The sequence below is a fragment of the Herbaspirillum frisingense GSF30 genome (genome assembly GCF_000300975.2).
Classification (GTDB): domain Bacteria; phylum Pseudomonadota; class Gammaproteobacteria; order Burkholderiales; family Burkholderiaceae_D; genus Herbaspirillum; species Herbaspirillum frisingense.
In genome coordinates this window covers 40,124-62,277 of sequence record NZ_AEEC02000004.1, presented here as the reverse complement: position 1 = coordinate 62,277, position 22,154 = coordinate 40,124, and the positions used below count along the sequence as shown (strand labels likewise).

Annotated in this window: 18 protein-coding genes; 6 read left to right on the top strand and 12 right to left on the bottom strand. The window is 63.8% G+C overall.

Going from position 1 to position 22,154, the window contains the following annotated elements:
• The 3 genes from HFRIS_RS04175 to HFRIS_RS04165 all read right to left on the bottom strand — a co-directional run bounded on the left by HFRIS_RS04175 (window position 1) and on the right by HFRIS_RS04165 (window position 4,314).
• Window positions 1-1,488, bottom strand: a complete 1,488-nt coding sequence (locus HFRIS_RS04175; RefSeq protein WP_006461990.1) for an FAD-linked oxidase C-terminal domain-containing protein — start codon at window positions 1,486-1,488, stop codon at window positions 1-3.
• Between the two features lie 248 nt (window positions 1,489-1,736).
• A complete protein-coding gene (locus tag HFRIS_RS04170; protein ID WP_006461989.1) occupies window positions 1,737-2,627 on the bottom strand; it encodes a LysR substrate-binding domain-containing protein in 891 nt (296 codons plus the stop codon).
• A 271-nt stretch (window positions 2,628-2,898) separates the two neighbouring features.
• Complete coding sequence (locus tag HFRIS_RS04165; protein WP_006461988.1) at window positions 2,899-4,314, bottom strand: FAD-binding oxidoreductase; 1,416 nt, start codon at window positions 4,312-4,314, stop codon at window positions 2,899-2,901.
• Window positions 4,315-4,626: 312 nt separating this feature from the next.
• On the opposite strand from HFRIS_RS04165, the gene HFRIS_RS04160 reads away from it, so the two are divergent.
• Window positions 4,627-5,181: a cob(I)yrinic acid a,c-diamide adenosyltransferase gene (locus HFRIS_RS04160; RefSeq protein ID WP_006461987.1), complete on the top strand. Its 555-nt coding sequence runs from the start codon at window positions 4,627-4,629 to the stop codon at window positions 5,179-5,181.
• Window positions 5,182-5,275: 94 nt separating this feature from the next.
• On the opposite strand, the gene dxs is transcribed toward HFRIS_RS04160, so the two are convergent.
• From dxs to HFRIS_RS04145, 3 genes are all read right to left on the bottom strand, one after another.
• Complete coding sequence (gene dxs / locus HFRIS_RS04155) at window positions 5,276-7,141, bottom strand: 1-deoxy-D-xylulose-5-phosphate synthase (protein WP_006461986.1); 1,866 nt, start codon at window positions 7,139-7,141, stop codon at window positions 5,276-5,278.
• Window positions 7,142-7,222: 81 nt separating this feature from the next.
• Window positions 7,223-8,176, bottom strand: a complete 954-nt coding sequence (locus HFRIS_RS04150; protein WP_039874327.1) for a polyprenyl synthetase family protein — start codon at window positions 8,174-8,176, stop codon at window positions 7,223-7,225.
• Window positions 8,176-8,445: an exodeoxyribonuclease VII small subunit gene (locus HFRIS_RS04145; protein WP_006461984.1), complete on the bottom strand. Its 270-nt coding sequence runs from the start codon at window positions 8,443-8,445 to the stop codon at window positions 8,176-8,178. Before HFRIS_RS04145 ends, HFRIS_RS04150 begins: the two co-directional genes overlap by 1 nt.
• A gap of 267 nt (window positions 8,446-8,712) precedes the next feature.
• Between HFRIS_RS04145 and HFRIS_RS04140 the strand changes: the two genes are divergently transcribed.
• The 3 genes from HFRIS_RS04140 to HFRIS_RS04130 all read left to right on the top strand — a co-directional run bounded on the left by HFRIS_RS04140 (window position 8,713) and on the right by HFRIS_RS04130 (window position 11,919).
• Complete coding sequence (locus HFRIS_RS04140; protein ID WP_039874324.1) at window positions 8,713-9,834, top strand: aromatic ring-hydroxylating oxygenase subunit alpha; 1,122 nt, start codon at window positions 8,713-8,715, stop codon at window positions 9,832-9,834.
• A 269-nt stretch (window positions 9,835-10,103) separates the two neighbouring features.
• Entirely contained in the window at window positions 10,104-11,021 is a 918-nt protein-coding gene (locus tag HFRIS_RS04135; protein WP_039874321.1) for a DMT family transporter, read from the top strand.
• Window positions 11,022-11,061: 40 nt separating this feature from the next.
• Window positions 11,062-11,919 (top strand): sulfurtransferase, encoded by an 858-nt coding sequence (locus tag HFRIS_RS04130; RefSeq protein ID WP_006461981.1) that lies wholly within the window; start codon window positions 11,062-11,064, stop codon window positions 11,917-11,919.
• 62 nt (window positions 11,920-11,981) lie between these two features.
• On the opposite strand, the gene HFRIS_RS04125 is transcribed toward HFRIS_RS04130, so the two are convergent.
• The 6 genes from HFRIS_RS04125 to HFRIS_RS04100 all read right to left on the bottom strand — a co-directional run bounded on the left by HFRIS_RS04125 (window position 11,982) and on the right by HFRIS_RS04100 (window position 19,789).
• A complete protein-coding gene (locus HFRIS_RS04125) occupies window positions 11,982-12,893 on the bottom strand; it encodes a LysR family transcriptional regulator (RefSeq protein WP_006461980.1) in 912 nt (303 codons plus the stop codon).
• Between the two features lie 305 nt (window positions 12,894-13,198).
• Window positions 13,199-14,071 carry a ZIP family metal transporter gene (locus tag HFRIS_RS04120; RefSeq protein WP_420865054.1) on the bottom strand — a complete coding sequence of 291 codons (873 nt, stop codon included), beginning with the start codon at window positions 14,069-14,071 and terminating at the stop codon, window positions 13,199-13,201.
• Window positions 14,034-16,292, bottom strand: coding sequence for a chemotaxis protein CheA (locus tag HFRIS_RS04115; protein WP_006461978.1), 2,259 nt, complete (start codon window positions 16,290-16,292; stop codon window positions 14,034-14,036). Before HFRIS_RS04115 ends, HFRIS_RS04120 begins: the two co-directional genes overlap by 38 nt.
• 15 nt (window positions 16,293-16,307) lie before the next feature.
• Window positions 16,308-18,512 (bottom strand): methyl-accepting chemotaxis protein, encoded by a 2,205-nt coding sequence (locus tag HFRIS_RS04110; protein WP_006461977.1) that lies wholly within the window; start codon window positions 18,510-18,512, stop codon window positions 16,308-16,310.
• A gap of 96 nt (window positions 18,513-18,608) precedes the next feature.
• Window positions 18,609-19,193, bottom strand: coding sequence for a chemotaxis protein CheW (locus tag HFRIS_RS04105; RefSeq protein ID WP_006461976.1), 585 nt, complete (start codon window positions 19,191-19,193; stop codon window positions 18,609-18,611).
• Window positions 19,194-19,636: 443 nt separating this feature from the next.
• Window positions 19,637-19,789 (bottom strand): rubredoxin, encoded by a 153-nt coding sequence (locus HFRIS_RS04100; protein WP_006461975.1) that lies wholly within the window; start codon window positions 19,787-19,789, stop codon window positions 19,637-19,639.
• Window positions 19,790-19,887: 98 nt separating this feature from the next.
• On the opposite strand from HFRIS_RS04100, the gene thiD reads away from it, so the two are divergent.
• Window positions 19,888-20,727, top strand: coding sequence for a bifunctional hydroxymethylpyrimidine kinase/phosphomethylpyrimidine kinase (gene thiD / locus HFRIS_RS04095; RefSeq protein WP_006461974.1), 840 nt, complete (start codon window positions 19,888-19,890; stop codon window positions 20,725-20,727).
• Window positions 20,728-20,759: 32 nt separating this feature from the next.
• On the top strand, window positions 20,760-22,043 hold the full coding sequence (hemL, locus tag HFRIS_RS04090; RefSeq protein WP_006461973.1) for a glutamate-1-semialdehyde 2,1-aminomutase: 1,284 nt from the start codon (window positions 20,760-20,762) through the stop codon (window positions 22,041-22,043).
• Window positions 22,044-22,154: the final 111 nt, after the last annotated feature.

Genomic DNA, 22,154 nt, shown 5'->3' with positions numbered 1-22,154 from the left:
TCAGAATCTCGGCAGGTCGGGGAAGCGCAGCTGGCCGCGCTGCACGTGCATCTTGCCGTACTCGGCACAGCGATGCAGGGTGGGAATGGCCTTGTCCGGATTGAGCAGGAAGGCGGTGTCGAAGGCGCGCTTCAACTTGAAGAAGGCCTCGCGCTCGGCGGGCGAGAACTGCACGCACATGGAGTTGATCTTCTCGATGCCCACGCCGTGTTCGCCGGTGATGGTGCCACCGACTTCCACGCACAGTTCCAGGATCTCGGCACCAAACAGTTCAGCGCGGTCGAATTCATCGGCCAGGTTGGCATCGAACAGGATCAGCGGATGCAGGTTGCCGTCGCCCGCGTGGAACACGTTGGCACAGCGCAGGCCGTACTTCTTTTCCATCTCGGCGATGCCCAGCAGCACCTGCGCCAGTTTCTTGCGCGGGATGGTGCCATCCATGCAGTAGTAGTCGGGCGAGATGCGGCCGGCGGCCGGGAAAGCGTTCTTGCGACCGGACCAGAAGCGCAGGCGTTCCGCTTCCGAGGCCGAGCAGGCGATGGCGGTAGCACCGCTGGCATTGAGCACGGCGGTCATGCGGCCGATCTCTTCTTCCACCTCTTCCACGGTGCCATCGGACTCGCACAGGAGGATGGCTTCGGCGTCGATGTCGTAACCGGCCTTGACGAAGGGTTCCACCATGCGCGAGCTGGTCTTGTCCATCATCTCCAGGCCGGCCGGGATGATGCCGGCGGCGATCACGTTGGCGACTGCATTGCCGCCCTTCACCACGTCATCGAAGGACGCCATGATCACACGCGCGGCCTGCGGCTTGGGTACGAGCTTGACGGTCACTTCCGTGACCACGCCCAGCATGCCTTCGGAACCGATGAACACCGCCAGCAGGTCCAGGCCCGGGGCGTCCAGCGCACCACTGCCCAGTTCCACGACGTCGCCCTCGATGGTGACCATGCGCACGCGCAGAACGTTGTGTACCGTGAGGCCATATTTGAGGCAGTGCACGCCGCCGGAATTCTCGGCCACGTTGCCACCGATGGTGCAAGCAATCTGCGAGGACGGGTCCGGTGCGTAATAGAGACCATGCGGTGCAGCCGCTTCCGAGATGGCCAGGTTGCGCACGCCCGGTTGGACCACGGCGGTGCGCGAATACTTGTCCAGCTTGATGATCTTGTTGAACTTGGCGGTAGAGACCACGACCCCGTCGGCAATCGGCATGGCCCCGCCCGACAGGCCGGTGCCGGCACCACGCGGGACGATCTGTACCTGCAGCGCGTGGCAGGTTTGCATGATGGCCACCACCTGGGCCTCGGTCTCGGGCAGCACCACCACCATCGGCAGCTGGCGGTAGGCGGCCAGGCCGTCGCATTCGTAGGGGCGGGTGTCTTCCTCGTCGAACAGCACGCAGTGGCCAGGCAGGACCCGGCGCAGGGCATCGACGACTTCGCGCTGGCGCGCCGGCGCGAAGGACTGTTGGACGGGAGCATTCATGCTGGACCTCGGCGTTGGGCTAGGCAGGCGTGTGGGTGTGGACGTCCCTCTTTGCGTCCGGCGGCACGGCGCACGCTGTCTCGTTTGTTGTCAGCCCGCATGGGTCGGGCTTTTTCAGTCCGACAAGTGTAACGAATTTTGCCGCGCCGCACGGGGCGATGTTGCCCGTTGGGCCACTGAAAAGAATTTCCGGCCGCCGTGAATTATTTTCAGGGCGGCCGGTGCTGACGCAGGCATCTGGTGCGGGCTCAGATGTTGCGGAAGGCGTTCTGCATCCAGCTGATGAAGGTATCGACTTCGGGCCGTTCGCGCACGGCGCGCTCATAGACCACGTAGTAGGCATGCGGCGGGGTGCGCAGGCGTACGTCGAACAATTCGACGATCTCGCCCCGCGCCAGCAGTTCTTCGGCGAAATGCTGGCGGGTCAGGCCGACGCCGTAGCCATGGCGCACCGCTTCGAGCAGCAGGCCGAGGTCGTCCACGCGCAGGCCGGCGGAAGGTTCCACCCAGTCCTTGAGACCGGCGGCCTCGAACCAAGGCTGCCAGGGCTCCAGCGCCGAGCGCAGCAGGGTCGCATGCTGCAGGTCGGCCGGCGACTTCATTGGCGGCAGGGTCTTCAGGTAGCCGGGGCTGGCCACGGCGAAGGCCGGTTCCTCGAACAGCTTTTCGGTGATGATGTTGGGGTAGTTGCCGGCACCGAAGCGGATCTCGACATCGCTTTCCGACAGCGACAGGTCGTACAGCGGCACAGAGAGATACAGCTCCACCACGATTTCGGGATGGCGCTGGGTGAAGTCGGCGATGCGCGGCATGAGCAGGTGGCGCGCGAAGGTCGGCGGCAGCATCACCTTGATCTTGGGTTGCACGGCGGCATTGCGATGCGGCATGGGGAAATCGGTCAGCGTGCGCAGTGCCGAGCGCACCACGTCGAGATAGCGGCGACCGAATTCGGAGAGCCCGATGGAGCGGCCATCGCGATAGAACAGGCGCTCGCCGACGAATTCTTCCAGCAGGCGGATGCGGTGCGACAGTGCCGATGGCGTGATGCAAAGCTCCTCGGCCGCGATGGCGAAGGAGTTGTGACGAGCTGCCGCTTCGAAGGCGGACAAGGCATGGACGGGCGGTAGGCGGGTGGCCATGGGTGATGGATTCCTGCTGCTTTAGCGAAGGGCATGCAAAAACGCCCTGCTCTTTGTTCAACTAACAAACTGCTGAAAACCAACAAATCAGCGCTGACAAAACTGCGCTACTGTCGTCAACATCAAAAAAACTACCGTTCGCACTGAGTAGGCCCTCTGGGCCGTATCGAAGACGTACTGACGGCGCCCCTTCGATACGCGGCAATGCCGCTACTCAGTCCGAACGGCAGGCCGATGAAGTCAACGGCAAGCAAGATACTTGATCCAAGGTTTACTGTTCCCAGCGCAGGATCTTGCCCGGGTTCATGATGTTCTTCGGGTCCAGCGCGTGCTTGATGGCGCGCATGACGGCGATGGCGCCGTCGCCGTGCTCCTGGATCAGGAAGTCCATCTTGTGCAGGCCCACCCCATGCTCGCCGGTGCAGGTGCCGTCCATGGACAGGGCGCGCGCGACCATGCGTTCATTGACGCCTTCGGCGCGGGCGATGTCGGCCGGATCATTGGGGTCCACCATCATCTGCACGTGGAAATTGCCGTCGCCGACGTGACCGATGATGGCGTGGATCAGCCCCTGCTCTTCGCAGTCGGCCTTGGTGGCCAGCACGCATTCGGCCAGGCGCGAGATCGGCACGCAGCAGTCGGTGGAAATGGCGCGCGCACCCGGGCGCAGTTGCAGCAGCGCGAAATAGGCGTTGTGACGGGCGGTCCACAGGCGGGTGCGATCTTCAGGGCGGGTGGCCCATTCGAAGCCCAGGGCGTGATTTTCGTTGGCGAGGTCCTGTACCAGCTCGGCCTGTTCCTTGACGCCGTTTTCGCTGCCGTGGAATTCGAACAGCAGCAGCGGGTTGACCGGCAGGGTCAGCTTGTCGTGGGCATTGATGGCGCGCACGCCGTTTTCATCGAGCAACTCCACGCGCGCCAGCGGCACGCCCATCTGGATGGTCTGGATCACCGTATTGACCGCATCGGCCACGCTGGGGAAGGAGCAGATGGCGGCAGAAATGGCCTCGGGCTGCGGATAGAGGCGCACGGTGACTTCGGTGATGATGCCCAGCGTGCCTTCGCTGCCGACATAGACGCGGGTCAGGTCGTAGCCGGCCGAGGATTTCTTGGCACGGGTGCCGGTCTTGATGATCTCGCCCTGGGCCGTGACCACGGTCAGGGTCAGGGTGTTTTCCTTCATGGTGCCGTAGCGCACGGCATTGGTGCCGGAGGCACGGGTCGAGGCCATCCCGCCCAGCGAGGCGTCGGCGCCCGGGTCGATGGGGAAGAACAGGCCCGTATCCTTGATCTCCAGGTTCAGTTGCTTGCGGGTGACGCCGGCCTGGACGGTGGCGGTCAGGTCTTCGCCATTGACGGCCAGCACCTGGTTCATCTGCGACAGGTCCACCGTTACGCCGCCCTGCAGGGCCAGTACGTGGCCTTCCAGCGAGGTGCCGGCACCGTAGGGGATGATGGGGGTGTCGTACTGGCTGCAGAGCTTGACGAAGGCGGCGACTTCCTCGGTGCTGTGGGCGAACACGACGGCGTCGGGCAGCATGGGATCGTAGGAGGATTCGTCACGGCCGTGATGCTCGCGCATGGCCAGGGTGGTGGAGCAACGCTCACCGAAGAGGGTCTTGAGCTCGTCGAGCAAGGCCTGCGGTACGGGGCGTTTCAGTTTGCGGGCGTCAACTAGATGGTTCATGCGATTTCTCGGTTTCTCTCTGGAGTCTTGTGTCTCGGTCGTTGTTCTAGGTCTTGTTGGGGGAGGATGCAGGGCCGTTGCAGTAGCCACCCCGGCCGCTGCAGTGGACTGACCACTGATCCAATCGATGAATTTTACTCTCTTGCGGGCGGGAGATCGGGCAAATCTCCCATGCCGTCGCGGCAAGGCGGGCAAATCAAGTGAATTATTTACGTGATTCTTGCGTCGCTGGCGCGTCCTCTCGCATCCGGCGGGACGCTTGCCTTGCACCGGGCTTGCGCTTAAGCTGGCGCGCATTATCAAGGAGCAACGATGGGCAACCGACTTAGCAAGATCGCCACCCGGACCGGAGATGACGGCAGCACCGGCCTGGGCGATGGCAGCCGCGTGGGCAAGGACAGCCTGCGCATCCAGGCGCTGGGCGATGTGGATGAACTCAATTCGCAGCTGGGCCTGCTGTTGTGCGAGACCCTGCCGGACGCCTTGCGGGAGGAACTGGTCTCGATCCAGCACGACCTGTTCGACCTGGGCGGCGAACTCTGCATCCCCGGTTACACGGTGCTGGCCGAGGCCCACCTGGCGCGGCTGGACGCCCTGCTGGAGAAATACAACGCCACGCTGCCGCCGCTGAAGGAATTCATCCTGCCGGGTGGCTCGCGTACCGCCGCGCTGGCGCATGTCTGCCGCACGGTATGCCGGCGCGCCGAGCGCAGCGTGGTCCAGCTGGAGAAGGCCGAGTCGGGCGTGAATGCGCCCGCCCGGCAATATCTGAACCGGCTGTCCGACCTGTGTTTCGTGCTGGCCCGGGTGCTCAACCGCGAGGCCGGCGGACAGGATGTGTTGTGGGAGAAGGGGCGGGAGCGTTAGTTTGCCCCACTAACAGAAGCAGGAAACGAAACGCCTCGCTGGAGAATTCCAGCGAGGCGTTTTATCTGCCCCCCCCGGTTTCGGGAAGGTGAAATCAGCCGTTGTTGACTACCAGCTTAGGCTGGTCCTTGCCGAAACGTTGCACGATGGACTGGGCGACGCCGTCCGCATCCAGCCCGCATTGCGCCAGCAATTGGCCCGCATCGCCGTGGTCGATGAAGCGGTCCGGCAGGCCCAGGTGCAGGATGGGCTTGCTGATGCCGGCTGCGGCCAACGCTTCCGAGACGGCGGCACCAGCGCCACCCATGATGCAGCCTTCTTCCACCGTGACCAGGGCGTCATGGCTCTCGGCCAGTTGCCGGACCAGTTCCACGTCCAGCGGCTTGATGAAGCGCATGTTGGCGACCGTGGCATTGAGCTTGTCGCCGGCACCGAGGGCCGGGGCCAGCAGGCTGCCGAAGGCGAGGATGGCGATGTCCTTGCCCTGGCGGCGGATTTCGCCCTTGCCCAGCGGCAGGGTGTCCAGTGTCTTCTGTACGCTGGCGCCGACGCCGGCACCACGCGGGTAACGCACCGCGGCCGGGCCGGGGTACTGGTAGGCGGTGGAGAGCATCTTGCGGCATTCGTCTTCGTCAGCCGCGGCCATGACCACCATGTTCGGAATACAGCGCAGGAAGGCCAGGTCGTAGTTGCCTGCATGCGTGGCGCCGTCGGCACCGACCAGGCCGGCACGGTCCAGGGCGAAGGTGACGTCCAGGTTCTGCAGGGCGACGTCGTGGATCAACTGGTCGTAGGCGCGCTGCAGGAAGGTCGAGTAGATCGCCACCACCGGCTTCATCCCCTCGCAAGCCATGCCGGCGGCGAAGGTGACGGCGTGCTGCTCGGCGATGCCGACGTCGTAGTAGCGTTCCGGGAATTTCTTTTCGAAGGCGACCATGCCCGAGCCTTCACGCATGGCCGGGGTGATGCCGACCAGCTTGTCGTCGGCCGCACCCATGTCGCACAGCCATTCGCCGAACACCTGGGTATAGGTCAGCTTGCCGCCGGCGCTGGGCTTGATGCCTTCGCTGGGGTTGAACTTGCCAGGGCCGTGGTAGAGCACCGGGTCGGCCTCGGCCAGCTTGTAGCCCTGACCCTTCCTGGTGACCACATGCAGGAACTGGGGCCCCTTGAGGTGCTTCAGGTTCTGCAGGGTGGGGACCAGCGAATCGAGGTCGTGACCATCGATGGGGCCAATGTAGTTGAAGCCGAATTCCTCGAACATGGTCGCCGGCACCACCATGCCCTTGGCATGCTCTTCCAGGCGCTTGGCCAGTTCCAGCACCGGGCCGGGCAGCACCGACTTGCCCACGTCGCGGGCCTTGGCGTAGAACTTGCCGGACATCAGGCGCGCCAGGTAGCGGTTCAGCGCGCCCACCGGGGGCGAGATCGACATGTCGTTGTCGTTGAGGATCACCAGCAGGTTGATGTCTTCATGCACGCCAGCATTGTTGAGCGCTTCGAAGGCCATGCCGGCAGTCATGGCGCCGTCGCCGATGACGGCAATGGCGTGCCGGTCCGAGCCCTGGGTCTTGGCCGCCAGGGCCATGCCCAGTGCGGCCGAAATGGAGGTCGAGGAGTGCGCGGTGCCGAAGGTGTCGTATTCGCTCTCGATGCGGCGCGGGAAGCCGGAAATACCTTCCTGCTGGCGCAGGCTGCCCATGCGTTCGCGACGACCGGTGAGGATCTTGTGCGGATAGGTCTGGTGGCCGACGTCCCAGACGATGCGGTCCTGCGGGGTGTTGAAGACGTAATGCAGCGCGATGGTCAGCTCGACCGTACCCAGGTTGGACGACAGGTGGCCGCCGGTCTTGGACACCGAATCCAGCAGGAAGCCGCGCAACTCTTCAGCCAGCGGCTTCAATTGGTGACGGGACAGGCGGCGCAGGTCAGCCGGGTCGTTGATGGTGTTCAGGAGCATCTGTTGTTACCGTGTTGGGGTCTGAAGGCCACGCCTGGCAGGTTGCCGCGTGGTCCGTCTTCATGCCTTGGATTACGTCTCTCAGGTCTTTCTGTGTACGATCAGGTCCGCCAGCTCGCGCAGGCGCCGTGCCTTGTCGCCGAACGGGGCGAGCGCCTGGTGGGCATCGCCGCGCAGTCGCTCGGCCAGCGCCTGCGACTCGGCCAGGCCCAGGATGGACACATAGGTCGGCTTGTTGTCGGCGGCGTCCTTGCCCGCGGTCTTGCCCAGCGTGGCCGAATCGGCGGTGGCGTCGAGGATGTCGTCCACCACCTGGAAGGCCAGGCCGATGGCGCGCGCATAGTCATCCAGCGAAGCGCTTTCGTCCCGGGTCAGCGCCTTGCCACCCAGCGCACCCAGCATCACCGCCGCACGCAAGAGGGCACCGGTCTTGAGGCGGTGCATCTGTTCCAGCTCGGCCAGCGACAGGGTCATGCCCACGCTGGCCAGGTCGATGGCCTGGCCGCCACACATGCCCACCGAGCCCGAAGCCTGGGCCAGCAGGTTGAGCATGCGCAACTGGCGTGCCGGCAGGTCGGCGTCGGTCTTCAACTCAGCTTCCAGCGGTGCCGACAAGGTTTCGAAGGCCTGCGCCTGCAACGCGTCGCCGACCAGCAGCGCGGTGGCTTCGTCGTATTTCACATGCACGGTAGGTTTGCCACGGCGCAGCGCGTCGTCATCCATGCAGGGCATGTCGTCATGCACCAGCGAATAGACGTGAATCATCTCTACTGCTGCCGCAGCCCGGTCCAGCAGGGCTGGCGGCGTATCGAACACATCACCGGCGGCATAGACCAGCAGTGGCCGCACGCGCTTGCCGCCATCCATGGCGGTGTAGCGCATGGCCTCGTGCAGGCGCGCCGGCACCACCGTGGTCGGCGCCAGGAAACGGTCCAGCACGTGTTCCATGCCGGCCTGGACCTGGTTCATCCAGTCCGCGAATGCCATCGAGGCCAGCGACATCTGCGCGCCAGCGGCGGTGATAGGTGCATTCATCAATCGTCCTCGTTGCCCGCGTCGGTCGCCTGGAAGGGCTTGAGCATGTCGCCTTCGAGCAGCTTGACCTGGCTGTCCACCTTCTCCAGTTGGGCCGCGCAGAACTTGACCAGTTCCGAGCCGCGCTTGTAGGCGGCCACCGAGGCTTCCAACGGCAGTTCGCCGGCTTCCATCCGCGCCACCAGCTGCTCCAGCTCTTCCATGGCTTGTTCGAAGGAGGCCGGCAAGGCGGCGGTCGCGGCAGCGCCGGCGGCAGAGGTTCTAGGCATATCGACCCATTCAGAAAACTAACCCGGTATTTTAGAACAAACCGGCGATGACCAAGTCAATCAAGGTCGTGGATTTGTCGAAGGTTTTGGAGGCCGTCGCGTAAGTTCGTTCAAAATGCTGGCATTTTGGACACAAAACCCGGCCCCTTATGGGGGTTTTGTGGCATAATCCTCGGTTCTGTCCAAAATTTCCTCTTCATATTATTTGAACATAGGTTTTTGCGGATTTTCTTCCTTAGGTTGGTGCAAATTAATTTGGGGGCGGAAATGTCCGATCTTGCTACTTTTGCCAAATTGGCGCGTTCAAACGCGCAACTTCCAGTCCACGTCTACTTCGACGAACCGCTCTATCAGCGGGAACTGAAACAACTCTTCCAGCAGGGACCCCGTTACGTCGGCCATGAGCTGATGGTGCCCAATGCCGGTGACTATTCCACGCTGCCCTGGGAAAACGAAGGCCGCATGCTGGTGCGCAATGCGCAAGGCATCGAACTGGTATCCAATGTCTGCCGCCATCGCCAGGCCAAGATGCTCGATGGCCGTGGCCATGCCAACAACATCGTCTGCCCCCTGCATCGCTGGACCTATGATCTGAAAGGTGAACTGATCGGCGCGCCGCATTTCGGCGAGACGCCGTGCATGAACCTGTCCAAGACGCCGCTGCAGAGCTGGAACGGCCTGCTGTTCGAGGCCAACGGCGTCGACATCGCCGACAAGCTGAAAAACCTGGGCGTGACCCGCGACCTGGATTTCTCCGGTTACCTGTACGACCACACCGAAGTCCACGAGTGCGACTACAACTGGAAGACCTTCATCGAGGTCTATCTGGAGGATTACCACGTCGAGCCCTTCCATCCGGGCCTGGGCAACTTCGTGAGCTGCTCGGACCTGAAGTGGGAATTCGGCCGTGACTACAGCGTCCAGACCGTGGGTGTGAACCACGGCCTGATCAAGTCCGGCTCGCCGACCTACGCCAAGTGGCAGGAAAAGCTGCTGCAATTCTCCAACGGCAAGCCGCCCAAGTTCGGCGCTATCTGGCTCACGCTCTACCCCAACATCATGGTGGAGTGGTATCCGCACGTGCTGGTGGTGTCCACGCTCTGGCCGACCGGCCCGCAGAAGACCACCAATGTGGTGGAGTTCTACTATCCGGAAGAAATCGCGCTGTTCGAGCGCGAGCTGGTGGAAGCCGAACGGGCCGCCTACATGGAGACCTGCGTCGAGGATGACGAGATCGCCCAGCGCATGGACGCCGGTCGTCGTATACTCATGGATCGCGGCACCAGCGAAGTCGGTCCGTACCAGTCGCCCATGGAAGATGGCATGCAGCACTTCCATGAGTGGTATCGCCAGCAACTGGACGTCCCGCAAGGTACCAGCACACCATAACATCGGCCACAGGCCGCGCAGGGGGAAAGCAGATGCAAGGGAAGCGGCAAGCACACGATGGACGCAGTCTGCGCCGTCATTGTCGCCAGCTCTCAGGCACCAGCATCTGCAGCAGTATCCCCCTCTCCCGTATGACGACGGTCATCGGCACCAGCACAACGGCAGCCCCGGTTCATTCCGGGGCTGCCGTTTTTATTGCTGGCCGTCGTTGTGCGCCTGTTCTTGTTTCAGTCACTCCCCTCCACTTCTCCTACTGATCCGTCACCGCCATGCAATCGCTCTGGATGCTCGTCGCTTCATTCCTCTTTGCCATCATGGGCGTGTGCGTCAAGCTCGCCAGCAACTACTACTCGACCTCCGAGATCGTGCTCTGTCGCGGGCTGATCGGGGTGATCTTCATCTTCGGCCTGATCCGCCTGCGCGGCGGCACCCTGCGCACGCCCTTCCCGCGTGACCACCTGATCCGTGGCGGCATCGGCGTGATCTCGCTTTGGATGTGGTTCTATTCCTTCAGCCTGCTGCCGATCGCCACAGCCACCACGCTGAACTACATGTCCTCCATCTGGATCGCCGTGATGCTGTTCGTGGCCGGCTGGTGGCAGGGGAACAAGAAGTTCGAATGGGGTCTGGCTGGCACGGTCGCGCTGAGCTTCGTCGGTGTGGCGCTGCTGATGCGCCCTTCCCTCAATGCCGACCAGTTGCTGGGCGGCGTCATCTCGCTGGTCTCGGGGGTGCTCTCGGCGCTGGTCTACCTGCAGGTGCGCAAGCTGGGGCTGCTGGGGGAACCGGAGTACCGCGTGGTGTTCTACTTCTCTGCCACGGGCGTGCTGGCGGGACTGGTCGGCAGCGTGGTGACCGGTCGCGTGCCGCTATGGCACAGCCATTCCGGTACCGGCGTACTGCTGGTGGTCATGATAGGCTTGACGGCCACGCTGGCGCAGATCGCCATGACACGTGCCTACCGCCTCGGCAATACGCTGGTGACCGCCAACCTGCAGTACACGGGCATCGTGTTTTCCAGCCTGTTCGGCGTACTGATCTGGAACGATTCGCCGGGCTGGATGGGCTGGGTCGGCATGGTCATCATTCTGGCCAGCGGCATGCTGGCGACCTATCGCAACCAGCGCAAGAACCAGACCGCCGCCAAGAACGTGCCCAAGGTGGACCCGATCGCGACCGAGGTGTAAGCATCGCCACATCCACCGCCTACGATTAAAGGAGAAAGCCATGACCTACCAAACCCTCATCAGCGCCAGCGACCTGAAGGCGCGTGCGCAATACCTGAACCTGGTGCTCGTCGATTGCCGCCATGACCTCGCCAATCCGGATTTCGGCCGCCAGGCCTACGCCGCCGGTCACCTCCCGGAGGCCCGCTTCGCGCATCTGGATGAGCTGCTGTCCGGTCCCAAGACCGATGCGACAGGCCGCTTCCATGGTCGCCATCCGCTGCCGGATCGCCAGCAGTTCGTGCAGGCCATGCGTGATCTGGGCATCAACAACGATACGCAAGTGGTGGCCTATGACGCACACGGCGGCATGTTCGCCGCACGCCTCTGGTGGCTGCTGCGCTGGATCGGTCACGGCGACGTAGCGGTACTCGATGGCGGCATGGCCGCGTGGCAGGCGCTGGGTGAGAACCTCAGCACCGAAGTGCCGCCACCGGCTGCGGCGGGCAATATCCAGGATCTGTCGTCGCTGGTGCCGACGGTGGATGCCCAGGCGCTGCTGGAGAACCTGCGCAATCCGTCATTGCAGGTGGTGGACGCGCGCGCGCCGGACCGCTTCCGTGGCGAGAACGAAACGCTGGACGCCGTCGGCGGACACATCCCGGGCGCGAAGAACCGCTTCTTCAAGGACAACCTGCAAGCCGATGGCCACTTCAAGAGCGCGACGCAATTGCGCGAAGAGTGGCTGGCGGTGATCGGCGATCCGCAGGCCGCGGTCATGCAGTGCGGCTCGGGCGTCACCGCCTGCCACAACCTGCTGGCGCTGGAGGTAGCAGGCCTGTCGGGAGCGAGCCTCTATCCCGGCTCGTGGAGCGAATGGAGCTCCGATCCGCAGCGACCGGTCGCGACCGGCAACTGATTCCCACCCGGCCGCTCAGGCCGGGTCCGGGGCTGCCAGTCCGGCCAGTCCGGCCAGGCCCACTAGCCCCCCAGTCCCGTCTGCTGCAGACGGGACATGAAGGTCTCCACGAATTGCTGCACCATCACCGGCGCATCGCGTCGGCGCAGCAAGGCGACTTCCGAGTGAAAATCGGCATCCTTGAGGGCCGGGAAACTGACCCCGGCCGACAAGGAAATACTGGCCATACTCTGTGGTACCACAGCGATGCCGAAGCCGGCATTGACCAGACTGAGCAGGGAATTCTTGCGCGAGGTTGCCCGTGCCACGCGGGGATAGAAGCCATGCGCGATGCAGCGCTCAGCCACCAGGTAGCTCAGTCCCCCACGGTCCCGATGCGGGACGGTGACGAAGAATTCATCCCGCAATTCTGCAATCTCTACTTCGGCGCGCTGCGCCAGCCGATGTCCGGCCGGCACCGCTGCCACCAGGCGCTCGCGGTACAGCACGGTACTCTCCAGATCGGGATTGGCACGCAAGATGGGCAACCGTGCCAGTCCGATATCGGCACTGCCTTCGACGATCTCGCGGGCCTGGTATTCGGACGGGGTCTGGGAAATTTCCAGCGAAATCCCGGGGAAATCCTTCAGCACATCATTGAGCGTGGGCCCCAGGGGCGCGGTCAAGGGTACCGAACTGGAATGCAGCAGGCGCAGTGCGCCATGCTCGCCCTTGCCGATGGTGCGGGCCTGGGCCACGGCGCGATCCAGATCAAGCAGTATCCTGCGACTACGTGCATAGAAGTCCTGGCCGGCCTGGGTCAGTTCGAAGGCCTTGGCATCGCGCTTGAGCAGGACCACGTCGAGGTCGGCTTCCAGTTCCTTGATCTGCCGGCTCAGGGCCGATTGCGCGATGAACAGGCGCTCGGAAGCCCGGGTATAGCCTCGCGCCTCGACGATCTCGACGAAGTAGCGCAACTGCCGGATGGAAATCATCTGCCCTCTCCTCCCTCTACGGTCGGCCATATCAAATTGAGATGGCACGCCGGCTGATTTGATATTGGCGCTGTGCGCGTCGTCCACCTACATTGAAGCCATCCTCTGCTTCCGGCAAGGCGTCCCCAGTCAGGTGCCGCCAGCCGGGCGCACCACTGCCATGAAAGGATGGATCATGCTCCAAGACCTGCTGTTGTTCGTCGGCCTGCTGGGACTGGTCTGCAGCATCGGCCTGCGCTGGATGCTACACAGCCGGGGCGATCATGGCGAGGATCATCTCCACCACGGCCAGGCACCGGATGTGCTCAGTGACCGTGCGCGTGGCGCGTCAGTGCCAGCACGATCAGTACCCCGGCGGCAATCAGGATCACCTGCGGAATGGTCTCGCGCAACGTGGCGCGGCGCTGCATCTGCGGCATCAGGTCGGAAACGGCGATGTAGATGAAGCCCGACGAAGCGAACACCAGCACGAAGGGAATCCACTCCATCCCCCGCTCCAGCATGAAATAGCCCAGCGTGCCGCCGGCCACTGCCATGAGGCTGCAGATGAGGTTGTACACATAGGCGCGGGTACGCGAGAAACCGGCATTGAGCAGCACGATGAAGTCGCCGATCTCTTGCGGAATCTCATGAGCGATGATGGCCAGCCCGGTCACCAGGCCCAGGTGCGGATCGGCCAGGAAAGCGGCGGCAATGAGGATGCCGTCGGTGAAATTGTGCAGGCCGTCGCCCACCAGGATCATCCAGCCGGCCTTGCCGGCTTCCTTCTTGTCGTGGCCGTGGTGGTGGCCGTGTCCGTCATCCTCGTGATGGTGCGAGTGGCGCAGGATAGCGGTCTTTTCCAGCAGGAAGAAGGCCAGCAGGCCACCCAGCAGCACCGCGAAGAGGGTATGGGGTTCGGCCTGGGATTCAAAGGCTTCGGGCAACGCATGCAACAGCGAGGTCGAGAGCATGATGCCCACCGACAGGCTGACCAGGCGCTCCACCATCTTCGACAGCAAGGCAAACGAGAACACCGCGGCAGCGGTGATGCTGACCACGCCGGCCAGGGTGGTGGCCAGGAGAATGGAAACGAGTGTGGGGTCGATGACGGGCCTCGGGCGAAGTGCAAGGGCGCGCCGGCAGGCCGCCCAAAGCCCGTTATTGTACGCCCGGCGTGACCACGCTGCTATCGGCATGGCGCGAGCCGGCCAGCAGCAACGGGTTGAGGATCAGGACGATCTGCCCATCCCCCAGCACGGTGGCGCCCACCAGGCCGGCCAGGGTCGCCAGTTGCGGGCCGACCGGCTTGACCACCACCTCACGATTGCCGTTGACGTGATCGGCCATGATCACCATCAGTTCATCGCCGCTCTTGATCAGCAGGGCGAAGGCGGAATCGGTGTCGGCCTGATCGGCGGCCTTGGCCTCGACTTCAAGGTCGGCATCTTGCTCCGGCTCCAGTTGTTCCCGCAGCAGGTGATGCAGGGGGTACAAGGCCAGGCGCCGTCCATTGACCTCCAGCACACGCTGCTCCAGGGCCTGGCGCGCCTGTTCGCTGCGCAGTTGCAATACGCTGTCGATCAGGGTGGAGGGAATGGCGTACTGCTGCCGGCCCTGCTGCAGCAGGCAGACCTGCTGCACCGCCAGCGACAGCGGCAAATAGAGGGTAAACAGCACGCCCTGCCCGGGTCGCGAATGCACGGTCATGCGTCCGCCCAGGGCCGCTACTTCAGCCCGCGCCACATCCATGCCGATGCCGCGCCCGGCCAGCGCCGACACTTGCGCCGAGGTACTGAAACCCGGCGCGAAGATCAGCTCGGCCAGCCCGGCATCACTGGCGTCCTGGGCTGCCGGTAGACCGCGCTGGCGGGCCTTGCCACGAATGGCGACCAGGTCCAGGCCACGCCCGTCGTCGCTCACGCGGATGACGGCTTCGTTGCCTTCATGACCGGCCTGCACGCGCAGTTGACCGGAAGGCGGCTTGCCGGCCGCGCGGCGGGCAGCGGTGTCCTCGATGCCGTGGACGGCGCAATTGCGCAGCAGGTGCTCCAGCGGACCCATCAGGCGCTCCAGGATGGCGCGGTCGATCTGCAACCGGCAGTCAGACAGGTCCAGCACCAGCGGCTTGCCGGTCTCGGCGGCCAGCTGGCGTGCCAGATGCTGCAGACGGGACTCCATGCTGTTGAATTTGATCATGCGCGCGTGCATCAGGTCCTGCTGCAGTTCGCGGGCATAGCGTCCCTGCTGGCGCAGACCTTCGCAGGCCCGGCCGACGCCATCGTGCAGATGCTTTTGCTGCCGCCATGCCTGCGCCAGTACGGTATCCATGGCATAGGTCACAGCCTGCAGCTCGTGCGCTGCGACCGGAGCGGCGCCGGTGTCCCGCTGCAATTGTCCGACCTGATCGGCCAGGGTGCGCAAGTGATCACCCAGTATGCGCACATCGTCCTGCAGGGCTGCCACTTCATTGTCCAGCCGGGCGCGCATGATCGAGACTTCGCCGACCTGATTGAGCAAGCGGTCCAGCACAGTGGTACGGATGCGCAGCACGGGTGCTGCCCGGAAATGCGGCTGCGAGGGGGGCTGCAGGGGGGACTGCAGGCCACCAGATCGGCTTGCGGCCGGGACCGAGGCGGCGGCCTGCTCCAGGTTGCTGAAGTGCTCCATGGTCTGGTCGTAGAGCGCCAGCAGCGCGGTCAATACGTCGGCATTCTGGGCTACCTCGCCGGTCTGCAGGCGCTGCAGCGCGCTCTCCATCTCGTGCACGCACTGGCTCAACCGCATCGCGCCGACCATGCGGGCGCTGCCTTTAAGGGTATGCAGCGGACGCGCCAGTTCGGCCAGCAGGTCCGTGTCGGCAGGGGTATGCCTGTGGCCAGGGGGTAGCGCCAGCATGGTCTCACCGATGCTGGCCATGAGTTCCTGCGCCTCCTCCAGAAAGACAGGCAGCAGACCGGGATCGATCACGTCGTGCGGCGTCATGACGTTGCCCATGATCGGTCGGGGCGCTTCGCTGCCCGGAAGAGTAAGCACTGCTGGCGAACCTGGGCTTTCCAGCAGGCGCGCCAGCTGGTCCAGACCTTGTTCGATCTGAAGCAATCTGGGCGGCGCCAATGGCGAATCGGGTGTGTGCTGTTCCAGCAGCATGATGAGCTGACTGGCGATATCGGCCAGAGGCACAGCGCCGACGCTGCGTGCGCAGTCGCGCAAGGTCAGCAGGGTGCGGCGATACAAGGGCGGTACGGCACCGGCATGTCCTTTGCCGAGACAGCTGCGCCAGACGCCATCCTGCTGTCGAACGATCGTCAGCAGCGGCAGCAGGGTCTGGCGCAGCGAGGCATTGATGCGGCCAGCTACGGGGTCCAGGGAATCTTCAGTCGCAGAGCGCGCGGCAGCGGATGCGGAATCGAGATGCATGAGCGCCCTGCCCGCTCAGGAGACGGTCACGCGGAAGCGCGAGACCGAGTTTTCCAGCTTGCGGGCGGCGTCCCACAATTCTTCGTACAGGGTGGAAACCTGTTCGCGGCTTTGTTCGATGACGTCGTTCTCGGTCAGGATGCCCTGGATCTGCTGGGCCACGCCATTGGCCGAGACCGCCTGCTCCCGGGTGGCCGCGGCCATGCCCTGGATCAGGTCCGCCAGCTTCTTGGAAACGCTGCGGATGTCGGCCAGGGCGCTGCCGGCAGCGTCGGACAGCACCGCACCTTCGGTGACGCCGGTGGTGGATTTTTCCATGGCCACCACCACGTCGCGGGTATCGGCCTGGATCATGCGCACCAGCGAGCCGATCTCGCGCGTGGCGGCGCTGGAACGTTCGGCCAGATGTTGCACCTCTTCGGCCACCACCGAGAAGCCGCGCCCGGCTTCGCCGGCCGAAGCCGCCTGGATGGCAGCATTCAGCGCCAACACATTGGTGCGCTCGGTGATGTCGGAAATCAAATCGGTGATTTCACCGATCATCTGGGAAGAGGCACCCAGACGGGCGATGCGGTCGGAGGTCTCGCTGATCTGCTCGCGGATGCCATCCATGGCCTTGACCGCGTCTTCCACCGCGCGCGCACCGCGCTCGGCCACCACCACCGCATGCCGGGCCACATCGGCCGATTCATCGGCCGACAGCGAGATGCCGGCAATCTGCCTGGACATCTCCAGCATGGCATGGGCAATGCGCTGGATACGACGCGCCTGGGCGCGGGCGGCCTCGCCCAGTTCGGTCGTGGTGCCACGCACCTGCTCGGAACTGAGCGCCACCTTGGCCGCCATCTGGGTGACCTGTTCCACCAGGCCACGCAGGGCTTCCACGGTGTAGTTGACGGAGTCGGCGATGGCGCCGGTGACGTCGTCGGAGACGGTGGTGTGTACCGTCAGGTCGCCGTCGGCGACCTTTTGCAGTTCGGTCATCAGGCGCAGGATGGCGGCCTGGGTCAGGTGGTTGGCGCGCATCGCCTTTTCTTCCTCCTGCTGGGCCAGCTGGCGCTGCAACTCGGCTTCCTGGCGCCGGGCCTCGGCGGCGGCGGCATTGTTGCGGCTGCTCTGCAGCTGTACCAGGGCGATGCCCACGGCGCTGAGCAAGGCAGCGATCATCGCCGCCAGGATCGCCCAGAAGGTCCAGGACCTCGCCTTCAAGGCGTTGCGGTAGGCATCCTGCAGCTCGGTGAGGTGGCGCTTGAGGGTCTCGTTCTCGACGAAGACCAGTTGCTCGGAACGCTTGGCAGCGATGAAATTCTGCAGGTTGCCGAGGATGCCGGCGATCTCCGGCTGGTAGTCGGCAAATACCCTGGCCAGTTCCTGCAGCTTCTCGCGCAGGTCGGGGTCGGTGGCCGGCCGCAGGCGCAGCATTTCGCTGCCTTCCAGCAGACTCTTCAAAAGATCGCCAAAGGCCGTGATGTCCTTGCCCAGCATGAAGGCGGTTTCAGGATTGACGCCGTCGGAGGTGAGGAATTCATTGGAACTGCGACCCAGGCGCAGCGTCAGCATGACCAACTGGCTGGCGGCATTCATCTCGCGGGTGGTAGGCCGTCCTTCCGATTGCAGCATGGCGATCTGCTCGCTCAGGTCCAGCATCACCGGAAGCAGCTGATTGAGGTGCTTGAGGGTGGTACCGAATCCGGTGAGCTCCTTTTCCATACCCAGGATGGTATCGGCGGCCTGATCGGTACGTCGCCACATGCGCGCCACGTTTTCCAGTGCAGGCTTCATGCGGGCCTCGGGCAGGCCGATGGTCTGGCCCTGGAAGCTGCCGCCGCTGCTCAGCAGCAGCAGATCACGATTGAATTCGGCGCGGCTCTGGGCCAACTGGATGAAGGCCTGCGGATTGCCCTGGATGGCGTTGGGGACGGCCTTGCCGATGCGCTGGGAATGCATCACCAGGTCGGAGGCCAGGTTGGTCTGCAGGGTAGCCAGCACGTACAGTCGCGCGCCCAGCCACATGAACAGAAATAAGGCTGTCAGCGACAAGGCCAGCACGCCCAGCAACATGCGCGTCTGCGTGCGCAGGGTATAGCGGTGCAGATAAGGCAGGCGAAGGCCGACAGCTGCTGTGCCGACGGGGATGCCCGGATCGGCCCGGCTTGCGGTTTCGGACGCGATCGCAACCGGCGCGGCTTTATTCGACAGATACGGCAAGGTCGGTTCCATGACCGGTGTTCCTACCCCTATTGTGTGGGTCTTGTGATGATGCGGTGGTAATTGAAGGCCGGCGTGGCCGGCCCACGGTCTTCTCAGGAGGGCGGTCTACCGCCCTACCTCCAGGAAACTGCTGTCCTGACTCATTTGCACCAGGTCCAGCTCGTCCCATTGTTGGCCGCTGCTGTCTTTATAACGTTGGTTTGCACCAAGAATACGAATTCCTTCATCGTCATTTTTCGAGATTCTCACCATTTCTGATATGTCTCTCAGCCCCAGGACGGCCGATACCAGCAAGCCGCACTGTGGCGCCACCCCCGGAGCCAGTAACAAGGCATGACTGGCTGTGCCGACCAGCTGTAACGGCGCTCCTGCCAACCCCATCAGGTCGGCCAGACCGATCAGGTTGCCGCGAATGTTGAGCAGACCGCGAAACCAGGGCCGTGTCGCCGGCACCGGGGTGATGGCATGCCCGACCAGGGGGACGATTTCACCGGCCTGGGTCAGCGGCACCAGGCAGCGCTGGCCCTCCATGGCCACCGCCAGTCGCCGCGTATGCAGACTTTCGTGGTTGGAGGCGGCCATGCGGGACAGCAGCGAGGCCTGGAACTGCTCCAGTCCCTCGCGACCCCACCGATCCTGCGGCGGACACGCGTGTTGGGCGTCGATGACGAAATCCTTGGTGTGTGGCATACCAGCCTCTCGGAGCGATAAGAGAAATGCACCGTGCATCGGATGCGTGCCGATGCCACCGGATGGCCTGAGCCGACCGCCGTTGGCGGCTGGCCCAAGGTGCAAGCCTTTCTGGGGAGTGCCTGGTGCAAACGGCGCGGGCGTCTGGGCGCCCATCATCCGGTAAGCGGGACAGTGCTGGTACAGGGCTCGATTTTACCTAGAAAATCCCGAAGAATTTCCATGCAGCAAACTTATTCGACCAGACAGCACAACAAAGTGATGGAAAAAAGCCACGGATAGGGAATTTGACCTATATCAAATCCCGCATGGCAAGAAAAAGTGGGGAGGAGGCGTCCCCGCAATAGGCGGGGACGCTCTGGAGGACATACTATCCGGCTATCCGGGGCATCAAAGGCGGATGGGTGCAGCTCGGCGCCGCCAGGTGCGGCCACGTGCTTCAATCAGATTGCGACCATCTCGAAATCTTCCTTGCGGGCGCCGCATTCCGGGCAGGTCCAGTTGATGGGCACATCGTCCCAGCGGGTGCCGGGGGCGATGCCTTCTTCCGGCAGGCCTGCTTCTTCGTCGTAGATCCAACCACAGATCAGGCACATCCAGGTTTTGAATTCGGTTTGGCTGCTATTCGTCACGGCTGACTATCCCTAAAATCAATCAAGTAAAATGCTAAGTCAGCTATCTTAATCTACTCGACGTGCAAAACCAAACTCCCCCCCTCATCCTGAGCTTCGGCGCCGCCGATCCGGTCGGCGCCACCGGCGTCCAGGCGGATCTCGCCACCTACGCCGCCATGGGTTGCCACGGTTTGTCCGTCGTGACGGCCTTGCTGATCGGCGACACCGCCCGTGTCGAAGATGTGCAGGTGGTCGATGTCGACTGGGTCGCCGACCAGGCTCGCGTGATCCTGGAAGACATGGCCGTGGCGGCCTTCAAGGTCGGCGCGCTGGGCAGCATCGAGAATATCTCGGTGATCGCCGAAATCGTCTCCGATTATCCCGACGTGCCGCTGATCCTGGACCCGTTCATCAGCGCCCTGGCCAACCAGGAAGACGAGGACGACCGCCTCATTGCCATCCGCGAACTGCTGATCCCGCAAGCTACCGTGATGGTCGCATCGGCCGGCGAACTGACCCGGCTGGCCGAGACCTGGCGCGAGCCGGTGACCGGCGATGCCCTGATGCTGGACGCCATGCGCATCATCGAGATGGGTTGCGAGTACCTGCTGGTGACCAATACCCAGACCGATCTGCAAGAGGTGGCCAACTCCCTCTTCGATGAATCCGGTCTGGTGCGCCAGGACGCCTGGCCGCGCCTGCCGGGGTCGTTCGTCGGCGCCGGCACGACCCTGTCGGCGGCACTGACGGCGATGCTGGCCAATGGCCTGGAGGTGCCACTGGCGGCCTCCGAGGCGCAGGAATTCACGCTGGCCGCACTGGCCAATGCCCAGCGCATCGGCATGGGCAAACTGATGCCGGACCGTTATTTCTGGGCGCGCGAATCTGAAGATCCGGACGCGCCTCCCTCCATCAACTGAACTGATCCCTGGATTTCATCCTTCGCACGCTCATGACCAAGACCAATGCCTCGCTCTTCGCCCGCGCCCAACAAAGCACGCCGGGCGGCGTCAATTCCCCGGTACGCGCCTTCCGCTCGGTAGGCGGCACTCCGCGCTTCATCGAACGGGCCGAAGGGCCGTGGTTCTGGGACGCCGAATGCAAGCGCTACATCGACTACATCGGCTCCTGGGGACCGGCCATCGTCGGCCACGCCCATCCGGAAGTGGTCAAGGCAGTGCAGCAGGCGGCCGCGCGCGGACTGTCCTTCGGTGCACCCACCGAGGCCGAAATCGAGATGGCCGAGGAAATCATCAAGCTGGTCCCATCCATCGAACAGATCCGCCTGGTGTCCTCCGGCACCGAGGCGACCATGAGCGCGCTGCGCCTGGCCCGCGGTGCGACCGGGCGCGACAAGATCATCAAGTTCGAAGGCTGCTACCACGGCCATGCGGATTCGCTGCTGGTAAAGGCTGGCAGCGGCCTGCTGACCTTTGGCAATCCGACCTCGGCCGGGGTGCCGGAAGATTTCGCCAAGCACACGCTGGTGCTGGACTACAACAACGCGGCCCAGTTGGAAGAGGCCTTCAAGGCGTCCGGCAACGACATCGCCTGCGTGATCGTGGAGCCGGTGGCCGGCAACATGAATCTGGTGCGTGCCAGCGATGAATTCCTCCAGACCATGCGCCGCCTGTGCACGCAGTACGGTGCCATCCTGATCTTCGACGAGGTGATGTCGGGCTTCCGCGTGGCGCGCGGTGGCGCCCAGGAGTTGAACGGTATCGTTCCCGACCTGACCGCGCTGGGCAAGGTCATTGGCGGTGGTTTGCCGGTTGCGGCCTTCGGCGGTCGCGCTGAGGTGATGAAACACCTGGCGCCGCTGGGCGGCGTCTACCAGGCCGGCACATTGTCAGGTAATCCGGTGACCGTGGCTGCAGGGATGGCGACGCTGAAGATCATCCAGCAGCCGGACTTCTACAAATACCTGACCATCCAGACCCGCAAGCTCGCTGACGGCCTGGTGGCAGCAGCCGGCGCGGCCGGCGTGACGTTCTCGGCGGACGCGGTGGGCGGCATGTTCGGCCTGTACTTCGATGCGAAGGTGCCGGCCAGCTATGCCGAGGTGATGCAGGGTGACAAGGAGCGCTTCAACCGCTTCTTCCACAAGATGCTGGACGCCGGCATCTACTTCGCGCCCTCGGCATTCGAAGCCGGCTTCGTCTCGGCACAACACAGCGATGCCATTATCGAGGAAACCATCGCTGCGGCCGCCAAGGCGTTTGCAGAGCTGGGTTGAGCCGGGATGCTGGCGCAATGACAGACGGATCGCCCGTCGCGCGATTGGCGAAAGAGGCAATGAAAAAAAGGACGCCGCGGCGTCCTTTTTTTGAGCCCCTCGACCTGCGGT

Bases quoted from the DNA above. Each gene is read 5' to 3' on its own strand.
- HFRIS_RS04175 (WP_006461990.1), bottom strand. From the start codon at position 1,488: ATGAATGCTCCCGTCCAACAGTCCTTCGCGCCGGCGCGCCAGCGCGAA.
- HFRIS_RS04170 (WP_006461989.1), bottom strand. From the start codon at position 2,627: ATGGCCACCCGCCTACCGCCCGTCCATGCCTTGTCCGCCTTCGAAGCG.
- HFRIS_RS04165 (WP_006461988.1), bottom strand. From the start codon at position 4,314: ATGAACCATCTAGTTGACGCCCGCAAACTGAAACGCCCCGTACCGCAG.
- HFRIS_RS04160 (WP_006461987.1), top strand. From the start codon at position 4,627: ATGGGCAACCGACTTAGCAAGATCGCCACCCGGACCGGAGATGACGGC.
- dxs (WP_006461986.1), bottom strand. From the start codon at position 7,141: ATGCTCCTGAACACCATCAACGACCCGGCTGACCTGCGCCGCCTGTCC.
- HFRIS_RS04150 (WP_039874327.1), bottom strand. From the start codon at position 8,176: ATGAATGCACCTATCACCGCCGCTGGCGCGCAGATGTCGCTGGCCTCG.
- HFRIS_RS04145 (WP_006461984.1), bottom strand. From the start codon at position 8,445: ATGCCTAGAACCTCTGCCGCCGGCGCTGCCGCGACCGCCGCCTTGCCG.
- HFRIS_RS04140 (WP_039874324.1), top strand. From the start codon at position 8,713: ATGTCCGATCTTGCTACTTTTGCCAAATTGGCGCGTTCAAACGCGCAA.
- HFRIS_RS04135 (WP_039874321.1), top strand. From the start codon at position 10,104: ATGCAATCGCTCTGGATGCTCGTCGCTTCATTCCTCTTTGCCATCATG.
- HFRIS_RS04130 (WP_006461981.1), top strand. From the start codon at position 11,062: ATGACCTACCAAACCCTCATCAGCGCCAGCGACCTGAAGGCGCGTGCG.
- HFRIS_RS04125 (WP_006461980.1), bottom strand. From the start codon at position 12,893: ATGATTTCCATCCGGCAGTTGCGCTACTTCGTCGAGATCGTCGAGGCG.
- HFRIS_RS04120 (WP_420865054.1), bottom strand. From the start codon at position 14,071: ATGCCGATAGCAGCGTGGTCACGCCGGGCGTACAATAACGGGCTTTGG.
- HFRIS_RS04115 (WP_006461978.1), bottom strand. From the start codon at position 16,292: ATGCATCTCGATTCCGCATCCGCTGCCGCGCGCTCTGCGACTGAAGAT.
- HFRIS_RS04110 (WP_006461977.1), bottom strand. From the start codon at position 18,512: ATGGAACCGACCTTGCCGTATCTGTCGAATAAAGCCGCGCCGGTTGCG.
- HFRIS_RS04105 (WP_006461976.1), bottom strand. From the start codon at position 19,193: ATGCCACACACCAAGGATTTCGTCATCGACGCCCAACACGCGTGTCCG.
- HFRIS_RS04100 (WP_006461975.1), bottom strand. From the start codon at position 19,789: ATGTGCCTGATCTGTGGTTGGATCTACGACGAAGAAGCAGGCCTGCCG.
- hemL (WP_006461973.1), top strand. From the start codon at position 20,760: ATGACCAAGACCAATGCCTCGCTCTTCGCCCGCGCCCAACAAAGCACG.